The sequence below is a fragment of the Bartonella rattimassiliensis 15908 genome, assembly GCF_000278215.1.
Taxonomy (GTDB): Bacteria; Pseudomonadota; Alphaproteobacteria; order Rhizobiales; family Rhizobiaceae; genus Bartonella; species Bartonella rattimassiliensis.
On the sequence record NZ_JH725065.1, the window covers coordinates 378,776 to 396,354 of the forward strand.

The window sequence follows — 17,579 nt, forward strand, 5'->3', positions numbered from 1 at the left end:
GTTTTGATAATAGTTTTACGGAATTGCTCGTGAGAAAATCCATATCTGCTAGCCATTGTTGTTAAAGGGGAATTTGTCATGTTTGTTTCCTTTTAATGCATGTTTTGTCGTTTAATTTCTTGAGACAGCATCCCCATGCCTTTAGTTGTGATTTTTGCTGAAGGAATGACTTTTTCTGTTCCATTTTCAGTTTGAACAGTGTGTGTTGAGCAATCCATAAGACCTTTTTGGATTTTGTCTTGATAAGGCAATAAATACGCCCCGAAAGTTCGTCGATACACCCATCTTTTTTTCTGTAAGAAGAGAATGAACTGTCTTGGTTGCATTTCGAGAATTTTAGCCGCTTCAGTCAACCCGAAGAGCCCATCTGTACGTTGTAAGCTTTCCAAAGCCATTGCTTTTGGTTTTAACTCTTTAATGAGAGTGTTTTTTTGATCTATTTGTCCTTGTAGGTAATTCAAAAATCCAATCATTGCTTGTGGACTTGAGTAATCGATTTGTGGTGTTATTACTTGCTTTGCCCGTTTTTCGCATTCGAGAAAATATGCCCTTGCTTGCTTTCCTTTTTTATTCCGTTCGACCATGGCAAGTTCTTTTGCCATATCTAAGGTCAGATAGTATTCGACTGCTATGGCATTGTTCGCTTCCATTTTTTTGTGGAAGCGAATAAAGTCCTTTCCATCAAGGAAAGCATAGGTCATAATACGCTTTTTTATCCACGTAGAAAAATCTTGTTTACTCTCCAAAAAGGCATGTAATTCACGCGCATTGACCGTTTGAACGCTTTCTTCGTTAATAGTGTTATTTGTAATAGCGATAGGATTATCCATTCTTATGATCTCCTCGTATTATTAACCAAAACGCAATATTTGTTTTAAGATAACCACTTGGTTTCGGTGGGGTTCTGCTTCGAGAATTTCTTTTGCTGCGTAAATTTTTAAGTGATGGCTCTCTGTATCATCAGGGTCGATTTCAGATTTTGTACAAACCTTTTTTCGCTTGCCTTCTTTTTTTGTGAAGACAAAATGCACGCCTTCTTTCAATCCCAGCTTTTCAACATGATCATTAAACCAAGTGTCAAAATCTTTTTGCAATTGTAAGCGCTTATGCAATGCATGAGCATTAACCATTTGAACGTAACCAGTTTTATCTTCTACTTCATCTTCTGATATGAGATATTGTTCATTTTCTTCATTAGTGTCATGTGTGTTCATGGATTTACTCTAATCATTATTGAAGGAGAGAAGGGGCGTTCTTAAAAACGCCCTCTATAGGAAGGGTAGTTTGGAATGACATCCGAAAGAGTTAGACGGTGCTGCTGTTCATAAGTACCGTAAGTTTCATCTTCATATCGCTGCTGTTCGATTTCGTCTAAAAAAAACCGTATGCAGAGCTATGTAGAACAGAGGGGACGCCCTAAAATGACAGGGCAGGTAAGAGAAGCCAATGGTCGTATCTCACGTGCAAAATTACCTCGTGAAGCTGCTAATCAATTAGCAATAGAAATACGTGCAAAACGCTTCGGTTTAACACTACAAGAGGCAAAAAATCCACTTTCTGAGTCTTATATTGGACGGCTTTGTTTGCAAGGTGTACTCACTCAAGAGCAATATGATGCTGCGCAACAGTACCTACAGATAAGAAACGATTATCTTTGTGCAAAAGGCTTGCCTAATGCAATTTATGACGAAATGCCGTCATCTGCTGATGATAAAGCAAGAGATAAGTGGGTAGCATTTGCAACAGAGCAGTTTATCAACATGCAAGAGGCACTAAAAGAAGCCCAATGCCTCTATAGACAGTATAATCTTCACGCTGCGCTACAGTACCTTGTGATAGAAGATCAAATGCTACCATATCTTGTGAATTCTCTACGAGTTGCTCTTAACGTGCTTCAGAAACATCTTGATCGTTAAATGACAATCTCTATTACGGTTTCATTATATTGTATATCGTTTGTAAGTCTTTACAAAACCTAGCTGTTTTTTTAATACCTCTCCCATTATCAACTTTCATACTAGTTACTAAGTCAACAACTTGTACTTCGGGATTAATGCCATTTCCACTCGAAGTATTAAGAAATTTTTTCGCATAGTAAAACATTGGATCTGTACTGTTCATGGACATGTTGTATGTCCATATAAAATTTTTTTCACTCCAATTATGTTCATAGCGTAAAGTATTTATTACACTAGGTAGCGTTATCCATGATATTTCCTTGTTATATTCACCCCGCAATAAATTCACAAAGCGTCCACATAAAATAACGAGTATGTGACGATGCAATATAGTGTCAAATTTGGAAGCTATATTCTGATAGTCATGGCTGTATACAAATTGTTTTGCTTGGCTTAGCTTATTAAAATGCGAAAGGCCCTCATACTCTTTACTTGTGTATTCGTCGTAAATGTGATCATATTGCTCTATAGTATCTACACTTGTAAACATACGCGTTAATTTGTCTATAAATCCAAATGACGCTGATGCAGGTAGCGCTGATATAGAAAAGAAAGCTATAAATGTTATGATGCGTGTTATGGATAATGATTTCATCATTTTGAACCCTTAATTATTCATAAGCGCTGTTTAACCGATTCCCTTCAAAATTATCAATATGTGTTATTTTTATGTTGACAAAGTGTAGCAAATCGTATTTAATGGCATTGCTGTACTTAGGCGTATTGTGTCTAGAGAGGGTTAAGTACAGTCCAAAATCCCCGCAAATGCGGGGTTTTTTATTATCGGGAGGGTGTATTTTATGACATCACAAAATACAGAGCAGGCTCCACAACTTAAAAAAAAGTGGATACCACCTAAGGCAGGAATGGGGCGGGTTAAAGGCGTGCCTAATAAGATGACCCGTATTTTAAAAGAGGCAGTGGTGAGGGCTGCGGAGAATGCTGGAAATAAAATTGGCAACGAGGGATTGATCTCTTACTTAGAAAAACAAGCTATGGAGTGTCCAGCGGCTTATTTAGCGTTGCTTGGTAAGGTATTGCCTTTACAGGTAACAGGGGAAGATGGGGGAGCCATTAAAATCATAGGGCGTGTAGAAATTGCTCCTTTAACAATGAATGACGACAAGACAGATTAAGATTGTACCAAAACTTATCCCTCTTTTTGCAGGGGATGCCTTGGTACGAGCGGCTTGGGGTGGACGAGGGTCTGGGAAGACAAGATCATTTGCCTTGATGGCTGCTTTAAAAGGCTATCAATTTGGCATGCAGGGGATATCGGGGACTATTCTTTGTGCACGTCAATTTCAAAATTCTTTGGCAGAGAGTTCATTGGAGGAGATTAAGCGCGTCATTGAAGCTCATGATTTTTTAAGGGACTATTACAAAGTTGGAGAGGCTTCGATTAAATCGAATGATGGTCGTATAGCCTTTCAGTTTTCTGGTCTTGACCGGAATATAGCCAGTATCAAGTCGATGGGTCGTATTTTGCTTTGTTGGGTTGATGAGGCAGAGCCTGTTACAGAGACAGCTTGGCAGACGCTTATTCCAACGTTACGAGAAGAGGGTGAGGGGTGGCGTGCAGAGTTGTGGGTGACATGGAATCCATTGCGAGATAATGCCCCGGTTGAAAGGCGGTTTCGGTTTTCAGACAATGAAGCTATTAAGCGTGTAGAGATCAACTGGTCAGAGCATGAAAAGTATTATACAAAAAAATACAATAAAGTCAATAGTTTGTTTGTAATTATTTTATATGAGTCCACTTAAGAATCCACATTTTTATGTATGTTTCATTTGACCATTTTTTATATAAGATTGCCATGTATGAATAGACCATAAAAAGCAAATCATGATGCTAATATTATACCGCATGGGGGCATTCAAATGAAATGAAAAGCCGATATCATTTATAACAGTTCATAAATCTTATGATACGTTTTTATCACAGCAGAAATCACATTGTTTTAAAATTTAGTTGTTTGGAATTATCGATAACATACGTTTAAAGATCACATCTTATTTTAAAGATGGATTGTTAATCGTGTCTTTAAATTCTTTATACAATTATGCCATCTTTAAAATGTTCGGTGTTATGACGATGCTGTTAAACAACTCTCTATTTTGCGCTCGCCAATTTTGGCGAACGCTAATTTACTCTTTTATGTGATTAACAATCCAATCTTTAAAACAAGATGTGATCTTTAAACGTATGTTATCGACAATTCTAAACGACTAAATTTTTAACAATGTGATTTGTGCTGTGATAAAAACGTATCATAAGATTTATAAACTGTTATGAATGATAACTGCTTTTCATTTCACTTGAATGCCCCCATGCGGTATAATATTTGCACCATGATTTGCTTTTTATGGTCTATTCATAGATGCCAATCTTCTATAAAAAATGGTCAAATGAAACATGCATAAAAATGTGGATTCTGAAGAGGACTCATATAAAATAATTATGATCAACATATTGACTTTATTAGTTTTTTATGTATAATGTGATGTAACATCTCAGAAAGTGGCTAAGCCAAGAGTTAGAACTCACAGAATCTTCTTAAAAACCATTCCGAAAAGAACTCTTGATTCGCAGTAATTAAGAGGCATATTGTAAAATCCTATTCTACTACTTTCATTTATATCTCCCCCATAGTAAAAAAGATGTATAAATACAATAAGTTATTTTACATAAAACTTATATATTATTCTGTTATAGCAGTATAGAGCGCATTAACTTAAATAATCAGCTGTTTTTTCAAGTTAATTAAATTTTTTTCTTCAAAATACGCATTTGAACTAAGTTTGTAGTTGATATTTTTATATGATAAAAATGCATATGCTTTAATTGAGATATACATAAGCTGTGTATAGACACTCAAAAAATACATAGTAACATAATTTTATGGTTATTGCGGTTTTCATGCTGCTGAACCGAAAAAGTATAGCGATGCGTCTTATAAATATTTGCAAAAAATGCTTTTATTGAAAGATTGAGGGTTTTTAATCTCTTTGTGGTTTACAATTTTTTTTATCATTTTATCTTAAGCGAAGAGAATGTGGATTCATTTCTATTTCTCTATTTTATCTGAGAAGGGTGGAGTTATACGAATGGCAAAAAAAGTCATGATCGTGGAAGATAATGAGCTTAATATGAAGCTATTCCGTGATCTTGTAGAAGCGAGCGGTTATGAAACTGTTGAAACGCGTAATGGTCTTATGGCATTAGATTTGGCACGTTCAACAATGCCATCTCTTATTCTTGTGGATATCCAGTTGCCAGAGGTATCAGGGATAGATGTTATTAAAAAATTAAAAGATGATGAAGAGTTGAGGTCTATTCCTGTTGTTGCTGTAACGGCCTTTGCTATGAAGGGAGATGAGGAACGAATTCGTGCAAGTGGATGTGAAGAATATATGTCAAAACCTATTTCTGTTCCTAATTTTATTACAATGGTAAAGCACTTTTTAGACTGAAGATTTATTAGGTGATGATAGAAAAGCGCATTCAAAAGTTTGTGAAATAGCTGAAATTGTCTTGCAAATATTTTTGTACCATAGCATGCAGATATGTTTAAATTGCAAAAATAGATTTAAAAAATTAAAGTTGAGGTTATAAATTTTTTCGATCTATTTTTTTAGTGCTTATCTAACGAGAAGCTGGTTATTTTGCATTCTTATTCTCTTCTACGAGGTATAAATTTGTCTCTTGAAAATCTGTTTTAGATAAGAATCTGTTTTGGAAAATAAAAAAGCCCCATTTTCATCTGGGGCTTTATGCATTGTGTAAAAATTGAACTAACGCTTTGAAAATTGGAAAGAACGACGCGCTTTTGCTTTACCGTACTTTTTACGTTCAACAACACGGCTATCACGAGTAAGAAAACCACCTTTTTTCAAGATTGAGCGAAGTTCTGGTTCGTAATAGGTTAAAGCTTTGGAAATGCCATGACGTACTGCTCCAGCTTGTCCAGAAAGACCGCCACCTGCAACGGTTGCAATAATATCAAATTGGGTATCCCTGTTTGTGGCAACAATTGGTTGACGAAGAATCATTCTAAGAACAGGACGAGCAAAATATTTGTCAAATTCTTTATTGTTGATAGTGATTTTTCCAGAACCTGGTTTAATCCACACGCGAGCAACAGCATCTTTACGCTTTCCTGTTGCATAGGCGCGCCCCTGTGAATCAAGCTTTTGCACATGGACAGGAACAACATTTTCATGTGTTTCTACAATGTTTGTTACCATGCTAAGCTCAGAAAGAGAATTAATTTCAGCCATAATCAAGCAATCCTTTTGTTTTTGCGGTTTAGAGCACCAACGTCAAGAGACTCGGGCTGTTGTGCTTCATGTGGGTGTTGGTTTCCAGCATAAACACGGAGATTCTTCAATTGACGGCGACCAAGAGGGCCACGAGGAATCATACGTTCTACAGCTTTTTCAACAACGCGTTCGGGAAAACGTCCTTCAAGAAGCTGACGTGCTGTACGTTCTTTTATCCCACCAATATAGCCGGTATGCCAATAATATTTTTTATCTGTATATTTTTTGCCGGTAAGAGCTATTTTACCAGCATTAATAACAATAACGTTGTCACCATCATCAATGTGTGGCGTAAATGTAGCTTTATGTTTGCCACGTAAGCGGTTAGCAACAAATGTGGCAAGACGACCTAAAACAAGGTTTTCTGCGTCAATAATAACCCATTTTTTCACCACTTCAGTTGGCTTTTGTGAAAAAGTTGCCATAGAAGTATCCTTTAATTAAAACCCTTGAAGGGAAATTCCATTGTTGTGCGTTGAAAATTGTTATCATAGTAAAATATTTAACGCATACCACCCACTCTGATATAATGTCTTTAGATTTACGTCAAGAGAAAAGAAAAACTTATAAAACAATACTTTATTAATGAGGTATTATAGCACCTCATTAAGGGAGTTTATAGATAATTTAATTTAAAATGAATACCGCAAAAGACTATTTTATCTTTCACCACATGATTGTATTTTATCGATCTTCATTATAAATAGATAACAATGCAGCACTCTCGTTATTTCCTCAATATTGAATCTTCTGCTTGTGGTCAAGCTTGGTTAGATGCCCTTGATGTTCAGGGGGTAAATAATGCGCGCGCCATTTCTCAAAAGTTTGGTTTTCCAGATCAGTTAGCTCGAGTACTTTCAGCAAGAGATGTGGATGAAGCTGAAGCTGTTACTTTTATTAACCCAACATTACGCACACTCATGCCTGATCCAGAAAGTTTTAGAGATATGCAATGCGCTGCAGAGCGCATTGTTAAAGCTCTTCTCAATCAAGAAAAAGTTGCTGTTTTTGGTGATTATGATGTTGATGGCGCTTGCTCATCAGCACTCATAGCACGTTTTTTTCGTTATTTTGGTATTGAAGTAAAAATTTATATTCCTGATCGTATTGTTGAAGGTTATGGTCCAAATGAACAAGTAATGAGAATGCTCGTGCAAGAAGGCGCCCGTTTGATTATTACTGTCGATTGTGGCGCAAATAGTCCAGATGCCGTAAAAGCAGCGAGGCTTGCAGGTGCTGATGTTGTGATTTTAGATCATCATCAAATGTCAGAGATTCATCAAGAAGCTGTTGCTCTTGTCAATCCTAATCGCCCTGATGATTTTTCTGAACAGGGCCATTTGTGTGCAGCAGGTGTTGTCTTTGTTACGTTAGCTTTGGTTCATAGTTTGCTGCGGAAAAAACAATTTGAAGGGCAGCTGCCGGATCTTTTAAGTATGCTTGATCTTGTTGCATTGGCAACTATATGTGATGTCGTTCCCTTACAGGGGGTTAACCGTGCTTTTGTGGTAAAAGGGCTTCAAGTTGCTCGTTCTATGCATAATCCAGGAATAGCAGCTTTAACAAAAGTTGCACGAATAGGGGAGCCACTTAATAGTTTTCATTTAGGTTTTTTGTTAGGTCCTAGAATTAATGCAGGAGGGCGCATTGGCGATCAAGCTTTGGGAGCACGTTTACTGAGCTGTGAGAATAAAGATGAAGCTGAAAAAATAGCAGAACAATTAGATTGGCTTAATCAAGAACGCCAGGAAATGGAAAATGTTCAATTAGCACAAGCAGAGTCTTATATTGCTTCTCTTTATCAAGATCAAAAAACACCATTGTCCCTTGTTATTTCTCATCAAGAATGGCATCCGGGGATTATTGGTATTCTTGCTTCACGTCTCAAAGAGCGTTTTTTTTGTCCTGTTTTTGCGATTGCTTTGAAAGAAGATGGAAGTGGCGTAGGGTCGGGACGCTCAATTAGTGGCATAGATTTAGGAGCACTCGTTCGTGAAGCTGTTACATTAAATTTAGTAGAAAAAGGAGGAGGGCATAGTATGGCAGCAGGGATTACAATTCAATCAACAAAAATTGAAATTTTTCGGAAATGGTTAGAAGAAAAAGTTTCTTTAATGGTTTCACGATTGCGTACAAAGAAGTCTCTTAGTATCGATGGTTTGCTCTCTGCTTCTGGGGCTAATACAGCACTGTTTGAGTTGCTTGAAAAAGCAGGGCCTTTTGGGACAGGAAATGCGACACCTGTTTTTGTTCTGCCTTCGCACCGATTAATAAACCTATCTGAAGTTGGTAAAGGGCATCTTCGTCTCATTGTGTCTAATGTAGAAGGAAAAAAACTTCAAGGAATAGCTTTTCGTGCTGTAGGAACATCGCTTGGTGATTTTCTTTCTGAAAATATTGGTGAAACGATTCATGTAGCGGGGAACCTTAGTTTGAATTATTGGAATGGAACAATCAACCCGCAATTGCACGTGATTGATGCAGCTGCGGTGATTTGAAAGAGATATTTTTACATTAGATGTCCAGATTAGAAGTAAAAGTAGAGTTTTCCTGTATGAAACGAAAACGTGCTTCTGGTTTTGTTCCCATGAGACTTTCGACAGTTTTTTTTGTTTCTTGCATTTCTACGGCATCAATAGAAATGCGTAACAGTGTACGTTTTTGAGGATGCATAGTCGTTTCTTTAAGTTGTTCTGCGCGCATTTCGCCTAGCCCTTTAAAACGCCCGATTTCAATTTTAGCTTTTCCAGTAAATTCAGTTTTTAGTAATTCATCCTTATGGATATCGTCGCGGGCATAAGCAACTTTTCCTCCTTGCGATATTCTATAAAGGGGAGGTACGGCAAGATATAAATGTCCCTGATGAATAAGATCGGGCATTTCTTGAAAGAAGAAGGTAATGAGAAGTGAAGCAATATGAGCACCATCAACATCAGCATCTGTCATGATGATAATACGCTCATATCTAAGGTCTTTTTCACGATACTTAGAACGTGTTCCACATCCAAGAGCAAGGATAAGATCACTAATTGTTTGGCTTGCATGCATTTTTTCATGGGCTGCACTGGCGACGTTTAAGATTTTGCCACGAAGAGGTAAAATTGCTTGGTTTGCTCTATTTCTTGCTTGTTTAGCTGAGCCTCCTGCCGAATCTCCTTCAACAATAAATAATTCAGCTCCTGCAGCATGATTTTGGCTACAATCTGCAAGTTTACCGGGTAGACGTAATTTACGGACAGCAGTTTTTCGATTTATTTCTCTATCTTGGCGTCGTCTAACACGTTCTTCAGCGCGTTCAATAATCCAATCGAGAAGTTTTGTTGCCTCTTGTGGGGAATTTGCCAACCAATGATCAAAAGGATCACGTATTGCACTCTCAACAATACGTTGTGCTTCAATGGTTGCTAATCTATCTTTTGTTTGTCCAACAAATTCAGGATTGCTGATAAAGACTGAAAGTATTGCGGCTGTTGAAATCATAATATCGTCAGATGTAATAATCGCTGCGCGCTTGTTTCCTATTAACTCAGCATAGGATTTCAATCCACGCAAAAGAGCTTGACGTAATCCTATTTCGTGTGTTCCTCCTTCTCCCGTAGGAATAGTATTACAGTAAGATTGTACACAAGGATCACCACCATACCAAGCAATGGCCCATTCAACGCAGCCGTGGCCATTATTTTGTTGTGTTTTGCCAGAAAAAATTTCCGATGTTACTCGATATTCATCTTTTAGCGATGAGAGTAAATAGTCCTTAAGTCCATTGGGGAAATGAAAAATAGCTTTTTCAGGGATATTTTTTGTGCTTTCAAGTATGATAGGATCACAAGTCCAACGAATTTTTACTCCGCCAAAAAGATAGGCTTTTGAGCGTGTCATCTTATAAATTTTTTCTGGATCAAAAGCTGCTTTTTCACCAAAAATTTTATAATCAGGATGAAAACGAACGCGCGTACCACGACGATTATAAATATCTCCTAGATTTTCTAATCCAGATTGAGGAATACCGCGTGAGAAGCGTTGGCGGTAAAGTTTTCGCTCTCGTGCGACTTCAACTTCCATGTCATCAGAAAGAGCATTAACAACAGAAATTCCTACTCCATGAAGTCCACCTGCAGTTTGATAAGCTTTTCCATCAAATTTTCCACCTGAGTGGAGCTGTGTCATAATAACTTCAAGAGTGGATTTATCAGGCATTTGAGGATGATTTTCAACAGGAATACCGCGTCCATTATCTGTAACAGTTATATAACCGTTCTTATCTAATGATACTTCAATGGTGTCTGCATAACCAGCGACAGCTTCATCCATCGCATTATCGATAATTTCGGCAAATAAATGATGAAGTGCTTTGTTGTCTGTTCCACCAATATACATTCCAGGGCGTAAACGTACAGGCTCTAAACCCTCAAGCACTCGAATAGAGAGGGCATTATAGTCATTTTCTTGCATATCTTTCGCACTTTTTTTTGAAATCATTGCTTTTGATTTCATTGGAGATTGTAGAGTGCTTTCTTTTGTATTTACCCGAGATTGGGCTTTATTTAAAATACTAAAAAGATCCTTACCGTTATCGCTCATAGCATTTAACTACCCACCTCATAAAATATACATTAAAATAAATTTTATGCCTAAAAATCAACGCACTTAGGAAACATCAATTGTTGGACCAAAAATTTGTTCAAAAGCATGTTTGAGAGCAATATCAATATCATGCATTGTTACAGAACACCCTAGGTCAAGAAAGCTTGTTACACCGTGGTTTGTAATGCCACAAGGAACAATTCCTGCATAATGGGCTAAATTAGGATTAACGTTGATAGAAATGCCATGAAAACTTATCCATTTTCGTACTCGAATGCCGATAGCCGCAATTTTATCTTCGGAAGAAAAATTATTTTGTTTTGATGGGCAATGAGACTGTTTTACCCAGACACCAATGCGATCTTCTCGCCGTTCACCTTTAATATTAAAGTTTGCAAGCATTTGTATGATCCATTCTTCTAATGCACTAATAAAAGCACGAATGTCTTGTTTGCGGCGTTTAAGATCAAGCATAATATAAGCAATACGCTGTCCTGGACCATGATATGTAAATTCACCGCCACGACCTGCTTCATAAACAGGGAATAAATGAGGTGCTAAAAGATCTTTTTTATTGGCACTCGTACCTGCTGTATAAAGGGAAGGGTGTTCTAGAAGCCAAACTTGTTCATGCGCGGTTTTTGAAAAAATTCTTTCTACACGCTCTTGCATATAATGTAAAGCTTCAGGATATTCAACTAGATAATCACTTATTTTCCATTCAACGGGGGGATTTTCTAAAACTGCATTGAAATGATGTGATAAGTCATTGCGATCCATATGTTTTAATTCAAATGTCATTGGTAATATTTATCTTGATGTGTGTGTTTATATTATTATCAGAAAGATAACAAAAGAATAAGATAGGAGACAGTTTATAAGAAGTGCAATGAATTTTATTTAAAAAATTCTTTATGCCCATTTACCATCTTCCTGTTGCACCGCCACCACCTGATGATCCACCCCCCCCTCTGTATCCTCTTTCTCCTGAATGTCTACCAAAGATTCCACTAGTGCTTCTGCCGTTTGCATTTAAGTTTAAAAACCAAGGTGTAAAGATAATCCCCAGCCAAAGATATTTCCGTGGTCCTACTTTTTTACCAAAAATCATAGCAAGAATGGGCAAACCAACGACTGTAAAGAGCATGAAAAAGGTGATTGTATTTATAATCATTTCTTCTTTTTCAGCTTGTTTACGTTGTTCTTCGACAGCTTTAGCTTTTTGATTGATTCTAAAAGAAAAATCAGCATCACTTTGTGTGATTACTTTGATAACTGCATGAATTGCTTCAACAATTCCTTTTTGATAATTTCCTTCACGAAAATTAGGAATCATGAAGCTATTAATGATGACGGAGGAAATGGCATCTGTTAGTTCTCCTTCCAAACCATAGCCTACCTCGATACGTGCTTCGCGTTCATTGGGGGCAATAACGAGTAATATGCCGTTATTGATCTGTTTTTGACCTAATCTCCATGCGCGAAAAAGAGAATTGCTGTAAGTTTCTATATCATGGCCTGAAAGAGTAGGGAGCGTTACAAGAACAATTTGATCTCCTGTTTTTTCTTCGAGTGTAGCAAGCTTTTCTGTTAAATTTCTTTTTGTTGCAGGATCAAGTAAATGAGCTATATCGTTGATATAGCCGGTTAAGGGAGGAAACTTAGTGTGTGCATAAGTGACATTCTCCAATGCAATGATTAAATATAGAATACTCAAAAAAATCCATAAACGTAGAAAAATACTATGTTGTACAGAGTGCTGAAATGGTTTCATTAATTAAAATCAACTTTTGGTGTTTGTTGGCTATCGGTATCGATCGTGAAAGTAGGCATGGGTTTAGCATCACGAAACCATAACTTAGCCCAAATCATCGTTGGAATTGTTTTGAGTGCAGTATTGTAGACACGGACTGTTTCAATATAATCGCGGCGTGCAACGGAAATACGATTTTCTGTTCCTTCTAATTGTGATTGAAGAGCAAGAAAATTCTGATTTGCTTTAAGATCAGGATAGTTTTCGACAACAGCCATAAGTCGTGAAAGTGCACTTGATAAATTTGCTTGATTTTTAAGATATTGCTGCATAATTTCTGGATTATTCAACATATCTGCATTAATGTTTATTTGTGTTGCTTTGGCACGCGCTTCAATTACATTTGTGAAAACCGTTTGTTCATGGGTTGCGTAAGCTTTAACTGTTTCTACGAGATTGGGAATAAGATCTGTACGGCGTTGATATTGATTAAGCACTTCACTCCATGCCGCGTGCGCTTTTTCTTCGTTTGTTGGTATTGCATTGAATCCGCAACCATTTAAAAATGGCACTAACAATATCAAAAAAATAATGATCAAAAACTGTTTTAATATTTTAGACATTGAAGCAGTTCGTACGTTTAACATAAAGATGTCTCCACAAATATTTTATGTGTTATATAGGTTTTATCTCTTTCATGGAAAGTATTTTGAATTTTACAAACAGACATTTTATTAATATATCGATAATCTGTACATGTTTTTATCACGTTTCATGTGACTTATTAATATTAAAATAATAACGATAATATAGATGTCTTCTTATGAAAGATCAATAATATTCATATTAATTATTATTATAGTAAAAAAGTGCAGGTAACAATTGAAAAAGGAAAGAATATAAGAATCAATTTTCCTTCTTTGTAGAAGTTATGCTTAACGTATTGGATAAAAAAGCTTTTCAAGTATAGATCAGCAATTGTAAGAAGGGGAAAAGCTCTATGATAAAAAGTGTTCAACTGTAAAGTGAAAAATTTGATAAATTAGCTTATGATTATGATCGCTATCGTCCACGTTATCTTTTTACCTTATTTAGGATTATGATTCTTTCTTTTAAGAACAAAAAGCATTTGTTTATCTTGGATGTAGGTACTAGGACAGGCATTAAGTTAGAAGGAATTGTTAAACTTTTAGGGAATGATCGCCAATACATGATATGATGTATCGGCAGATATGATTAAGCAGGGATGAAGAAAATTTCCTACGGTTTAGTAGTATCAAGGTCAAGCTGAAAACTTATTGCCTTAAATCTATGCGATTGATTTTGTTATTGTAGTGCAGGCATTTCAATGAATGAATTGCTTTAAATTGCTTTGCGCTGTTTCAAATCAACTTCGAGCCAATGGTGTTTTATGGCGGTTATTCAAAATAATCTTGATTTTAAGCATAGTGAATTTCTAGAGGTTTATGAGACATCGTTAGAGAAAGAGAAGATGAGTTCGAACTATTTCCGTGATTATTGTAGTTTTGATTTTTTACAAGAAATGAGCGATGGCTTTGGGGTAAAGCCAGAAAAGATTTCTTTTTATACACACAATTGGACGATGATGATCTTATCTGGAGCTTTTATTAGAATGAGTCGCTTTTCAATGCAAGCGTAACACGTTACTGCGCGCCATGGGAAAAAATATTTGTAGGCAATTGGTTACATTGATAAAACAATATGAAGTGCAAGGCAGTTTGGAGTTTTTGTATCGAAGTGAGCTCTATATGTATACAGGATAATCTGATATCTATGATCGCTTTTGTTACTCTTGTAGCACATCAGAACAGATAATGATTCAGGAATTCACGTATTATGAAGATGTTTTTTGAGGAGACGGAATAGCTTCTTCTTTAGCATTCAACTTGAAATTTTATTGACATGTGGGTGTTCTAAATAGAAATAGATTTGTGTTACGTATTCGCGTACTGTCTTTAAAGAGACATGTCTTAAAATTTATCGCTCCCATTTCACGACAATGCCCATAAAAAGAGTATAGTAGTAAAGCACCCATGAATAAGATAAAACTTCATGCATAATGTAAAAATTTATAGAGCCTTCCATCTTTATGCTTAATAAAAGAGTTAACTAGAACCATCACATATTTTTTTCGTTCTTAGGTTGTTATAGGTCTTGACATTTGAGAGCATTCATAAAAGGCATTTTTATTCCTTTTTTGTCGTGTTTTTACCCCCACTTAATCCTACTTGTGATGTGTAAGCAAATGATTTTAATTTCAATATGAAATAGTTTTTTGAAATGAGGGAATCATACGATATTTGTGTCTTTCATTCAATATGCGAAACAATAATTTATCATTATAAATCAATATTCTTTCCTTTGCTGCAGTTGAACAATAGATTTTTTATAAAATAGGGAAAAGTGGATTGAATAGAAATATTCGATGATTATTTTTACTCTTTAAGTGGAGTTTAATTAAAATAGATTTTGACAAAAAACTGAAAAAAGTATTACAATTGGAATTTGGTGGTAAAAAGGGTAGAAAGCTTTTAAAAGTCTATGAATGCTTGAAGGATGTTCAAAAAGTGGCTTTGAAGAATTTTTAAAAACCAACTAACTTTGAAATTAGCTCTAAAATCAGAGAAAAATGACGAAAAAAGTAAAATAGAAGTTTATGATAAAGCATCTCTATTTTTTAAAGATATAAATTAAAAGAAAACAATATATTAATTAAAATTTTTAATGTAATAAATGACTTTATTTTCTATTTTAAATAATAAGTTCGGCTGAATCTTGAGTGATTTTACTCAAAATGTTTTTAGGTTTAAATTTGGCACTTTAAATACAGTTTTAGAAGTGGCAAATAAGCTCAACTTCTTATTTATGTTGATGTTTTTGAATAAGCTTTTAATTTTTCATAGAATTTTATTGCACATTTTGATCTATCTTCAAAGGAGGGGGTAATTGTTGCAATCATGATGATGGATTGTATAGCCTATTTCGTTAAGCTTTTTCAGAGGTTCAGTGGAAATAATTTATGACTTAAAAGACCGACCTCTTACTTTTGTTGTGCTTGTAAATATCTCATCTTCATCTGTCGTTAACCATTCTACATTTTAGGCTATGCCGTTATGGTAAGTTTTGGTCCATGCCTTTACTGTAAGGAATGATTTTTAAAGAGTCGTTATAGTTTTTTTGTTTTATAGAAAAACCAATAATGTTAAGCATTATAATTTAATTAAAATTAAAGAAGAAAGAAAATTATGACTATTATATTAAAACCGGGAGAGGTAACGCTTCGTCAACTTGAGGCTATTTATTTTAATGGTGAAGTAAGTAAACTTCATAGTGACACGCATTTAGCTATTGAGAAAGGAGCGCAGCGCATTGCTGAAATTGCTGCTGGAAGTAAGCCTGTCTATGGTGTTAATACTGGTTTTGGAAAATTAGCTTCAATTAAAATTGATGCGGATAATGTTGCTATTTTACAGAGAAATCTTATTTTGTCCCATTGTTGTGGGGTGGGAGAACCTTTAGCTGAAGATATTGTGCGTTTGATAATGAGTTTAAAGCTTATTTCTTTAGGAAGAGGTGCTTCTGGAGTTCGTCTAGAATTGATAAATTTGCTGGAGAATATGCTTGCAAACGGTGTTATCCCTGTCATACCTGAAAAAGGATCTGTTGGTGCTTCAGGTGATCTCGCTCCACTTGCTCATATGGCGGCTGTTATGATGGGAGAGGGAGAAGCATTTTTTAAAAATGTTCGTATGAGTGGAGCGGCTGCATTAGAAAAAGCGGGATTATCTCCTATTACTTTAGAAGCAAAGGAAGGTCTTGCTCTTATTAATGGGACTCAAACATCAACAGCACTTGCACTTGCCGGTCTTTTTCGAGGTTATCGGGCATTGTGTAGTGGACTGTTGGCTGGAGCTTTGACAACAGATGCTATCATGGGATCAACAGCGCCATTTCATCCTGATATCCATATTTTACGAGGACATTATGGGCAAATTGCTGTATCGAAAATATTAGAAAAGCTTGTAGAGGATTCAGAAATTCGTACAGCACATTTACGAGGTGATGAACGTGTACAAGATCCTTATTGTATACGTTGCCAGCCACAGGTTATGGGGGCATGTTTTGATATTTTGATCGCAGCAGCAAAAACACTGATTATTGAAGCAAATGCTGTTACAGATAATCCATTGATTTTAAGCAATGGTGAGGTTGTATCAGGTGGAAATTTCCATGCTGAACCTGTCGCGTTTGCTGCTGATCAGATCGCTCTTGCTTTGTGTGAAATAGGATCTATTTCTCAACGGCGTATTGCTCTTATGGTTGATCCAGCAGTTTCTTATGGTCTTCCAGCTTTTTTAACACACAATGCTGGTCTTAATTCAGGGTTTATGATCGCTGAAGTAACAGCAGCAGCTTTAATGTCTGAAAATAAACAAATGGCCTATCCTGCTTCCGTTGATTCAACACCAACTTCAGCCAATCAAGAAGACCATGTTTCAATGGCTTGCCATGGTGCTCGTCGGTTATTGGTAATGAGTGAAAATCTTTTTACACTTGTTGGTATTGAAACGCTTATTGCAGCACAAGGAATTGAATATCGTGCACCTTTAAAAACAAGTAATCTTTTGCAGGTTGTTATGGAATATTTACGCAAAAATATTGTTTCTCTTAAGGAAGACCGCTATATGGCTCCAGATCTTCATACAGGATATATACTTGTGCGTGAAGGGCGCTTATTGTCTGTTTTACCGGAAACAATTTTTCCTCAACTAGAACCTAAATAATATTTATTCTGCATTTAAAAAATAAGAAACATAATTATTAAGTTTCTTTATAGAGTGATTAATAAATATTGCTTAATTTATTTTCTGTTATGATTTTATTCATAGTAAACTGTATTTTAATTATGCTCATTTTATGCTATACTATATTTATATAAA

General features: G+C 35.9%; 15 protein-coding genes and 1 pseudogene. 7 read left to right on the forward strand and 9 right to left on the reverse strand.

What is annotated here, in order from left to right; genetic code table 11:
- Nucleotides 1-92 precede the first annotated feature (92 nt).
- A complete protein-coding gene (locus MCY_RS04475) occupies nt 93-830 on the reverse strand; it encodes a phage antirepressor Ant (protein WP_007347185.1) in 738 nt (245 codons plus the stop codon).
- 21 nt (nt 831-851) lie between these two features.
- On the reverse strand, nt 852-1,214 hold the full coding sequence (locus MCY_RS04480) for an antA/AntB antirepressor family protein (protein ID WP_007347186.1): 363 nt from the start codon (nt 1,212-1,214) through the stop codon (nt 852-854).
- 207 nt (nt 1,215-1,421) lie between these two features.
- Here MCY_RS04480 and MCY_RS04485 point away from each other — a divergent pair, with 207 nt between their 5' ends.
- Entirely contained in the window at nt 1,422-1,916 is a 495-nt protein-coding gene (locus tag MCY_RS04485; protein WP_007347187.1) for a hypothetical protein, read from the forward strand.
- 13 nt (nt 1,917-1,929) lie between these two features.
- Here MCY_RS04485 and MCY_RS04490 read toward each other — a convergent pair whose 3' ends face one another.
- Nucleotides 1,930-2,553, reverse strand: a complete 624-nt coding sequence (locus tag MCY_RS04490; protein WP_007347188.1) for a hypothetical protein — start codon at nt 2,551-2,553, stop codon at nt 1,930-1,932.
- Between the two features lie 205 nt (nt 2,554-2,758).
- Between MCY_RS04490 and MCY_RS04495 the strand changes: the two genes are divergently transcribed.
- From MCY_RS04495 to MCY_RS04505, 3 genes and pseudogenes are all read left to right on the forward strand, one after another.
- On the forward strand, nt 2,759-3,094 hold the full coding sequence (locus tag MCY_RS04495; protein WP_007346837.1) for a hypothetical protein: 336 nt from the start codon (nt 2,759-2,761) through the stop codon (nt 3,092-3,094).
- Nucleotides 3,075-3,659: pseudogene (locus MCY_RS04500) on the forward strand (phage terminase large subunit); the annotation flags it as partial. The gene MCY_RS04495 and the pseudogene MCY_RS04500, both read left to right, overlap by 20 nt.
- Before the next feature lie 1,407 nt (nt 3,660-5,066).
- A complete protein-coding gene (locus MCY_RS04505; RefSeq protein ID WP_007347190.1) occupies nt 5,067-5,432 on the forward strand; it encodes a response regulator in 366 nt (121 codons plus the stop codon).
- A 321-nt stretch (nt 5,433-5,753) separates the two neighbouring features.
- Here the strand turns inward: MCY_RS04505 and rpsI are convergent, their stop codons facing one another.
- Together rpsI and rplM are read right to left on the reverse strand one after the other, a co-directional pair.
- Complete coding sequence (gene rpsI, locus MCY_RS04510; protein ID WP_007347191.1) at nt 5,754-6,239, reverse strand: 30S ribosomal protein S9; 486 nt, start codon at nt 6,237-6,239, stop codon at nt 5,754-5,756.
- Nucleotides 6,240-6,241: 2 nt separating this feature from the next.
- Complete coding sequence (gene rplM / locus MCY_RS04515; protein ID WP_007347192.1) at nt 6,242-6,706, reverse strand: 50S ribosomal protein L13; 465 nt, start codon at nt 6,704-6,706, stop codon at nt 6,242-6,244.
- 288 nt (nt 6,707-6,994) lie between these two features.
- Between rplM and recJ the strand changes: the two genes are divergently transcribed.
- A complete protein-coding gene (recJ, locus tag MCY_RS04520; RefSeq protein ID WP_007347193.1) occupies nt 6,995-8,779 on the forward strand; it encodes a single-stranded-DNA-specific exonuclease RecJ in 1,785 nt (594 codons plus the stop codon).
- 16 nt (nt 8,780-8,795) lie between these two features.
- Here recJ and parE read toward each other — a convergent pair whose 3' ends face one another.
- From parE to MCY_RS04540, 4 genes are all read right to left on the reverse strand, one after another.
- Nucleotides 8,796-10,862, reverse strand: coding sequence for a DNA topoisomerase IV subunit B (gene parE / locus MCY_RS04525; RefSeq protein ID WP_007347194.1), 2,067 nt, complete (start codon nt 10,860-10,862; stop codon nt 8,796-8,798).
- A 66-nt stretch (nt 10,863-10,928) separates the two neighbouring features.
- Nucleotides 10,929-11,666 carry a lipoyl(octanoyl) transferase LipB gene (gene lipB / locus MCY_RS04530; RefSeq protein ID WP_007347195.1) on the reverse strand — a complete coding sequence of 246 codons (738 nt, stop codon included), beginning with the start codon at nt 11,664-11,666 and terminating at the stop codon, nt 10,929-10,931.
- Between the two features lie 121 nt (nt 11,667-11,787).
- Nucleotides 11,788-12,639, reverse strand: coding sequence for a TPM domain-containing protein (locus MCY_RS04535; RefSeq protein ID WP_007347196.1), 852 nt, complete (start codon nt 12,637-12,639; stop codon nt 11,788-11,790).
- Nucleotides 12,639-13,265, reverse strand: coding sequence for a LemA family protein (locus tag MCY_RS04540; RefSeq protein WP_007347197.1), 627 nt, complete (start codon nt 13,263-13,265; stop codon nt 12,639-12,641). Before MCY_RS04540 ends, MCY_RS04535 begins: the two co-directional genes overlap by 1 nt.
- A gap of 764 nt (nt 13,266-14,029) precedes the next feature.
- On the opposite strand from MCY_RS04540, the gene MCY_RS04545 reads away from it, so the two are divergent.
- A complete protein-coding gene (locus MCY_RS04545) occupies nt 14,030-14,278 on the forward strand; it encodes a hypothetical protein (protein ID WP_007347198.1) in 249 nt (82 codons plus the stop codon).
- A gap of 1,606 nt (nt 14,279-15,884) precedes the next feature.
- Nucleotides 15,885-17,423 carry a histidine ammonia-lyase gene (hutH, locus tag MCY_RS04550; protein ID WP_007347199.1) on the forward strand — a complete coding sequence of 513 codons (1,539 nt, stop codon included), beginning with the start codon at nt 15,885-15,887 and terminating at the stop codon, nt 17,421-17,423.
- Nucleotides 17,424-17,579 lie beyond the last annotated feature (156 nt).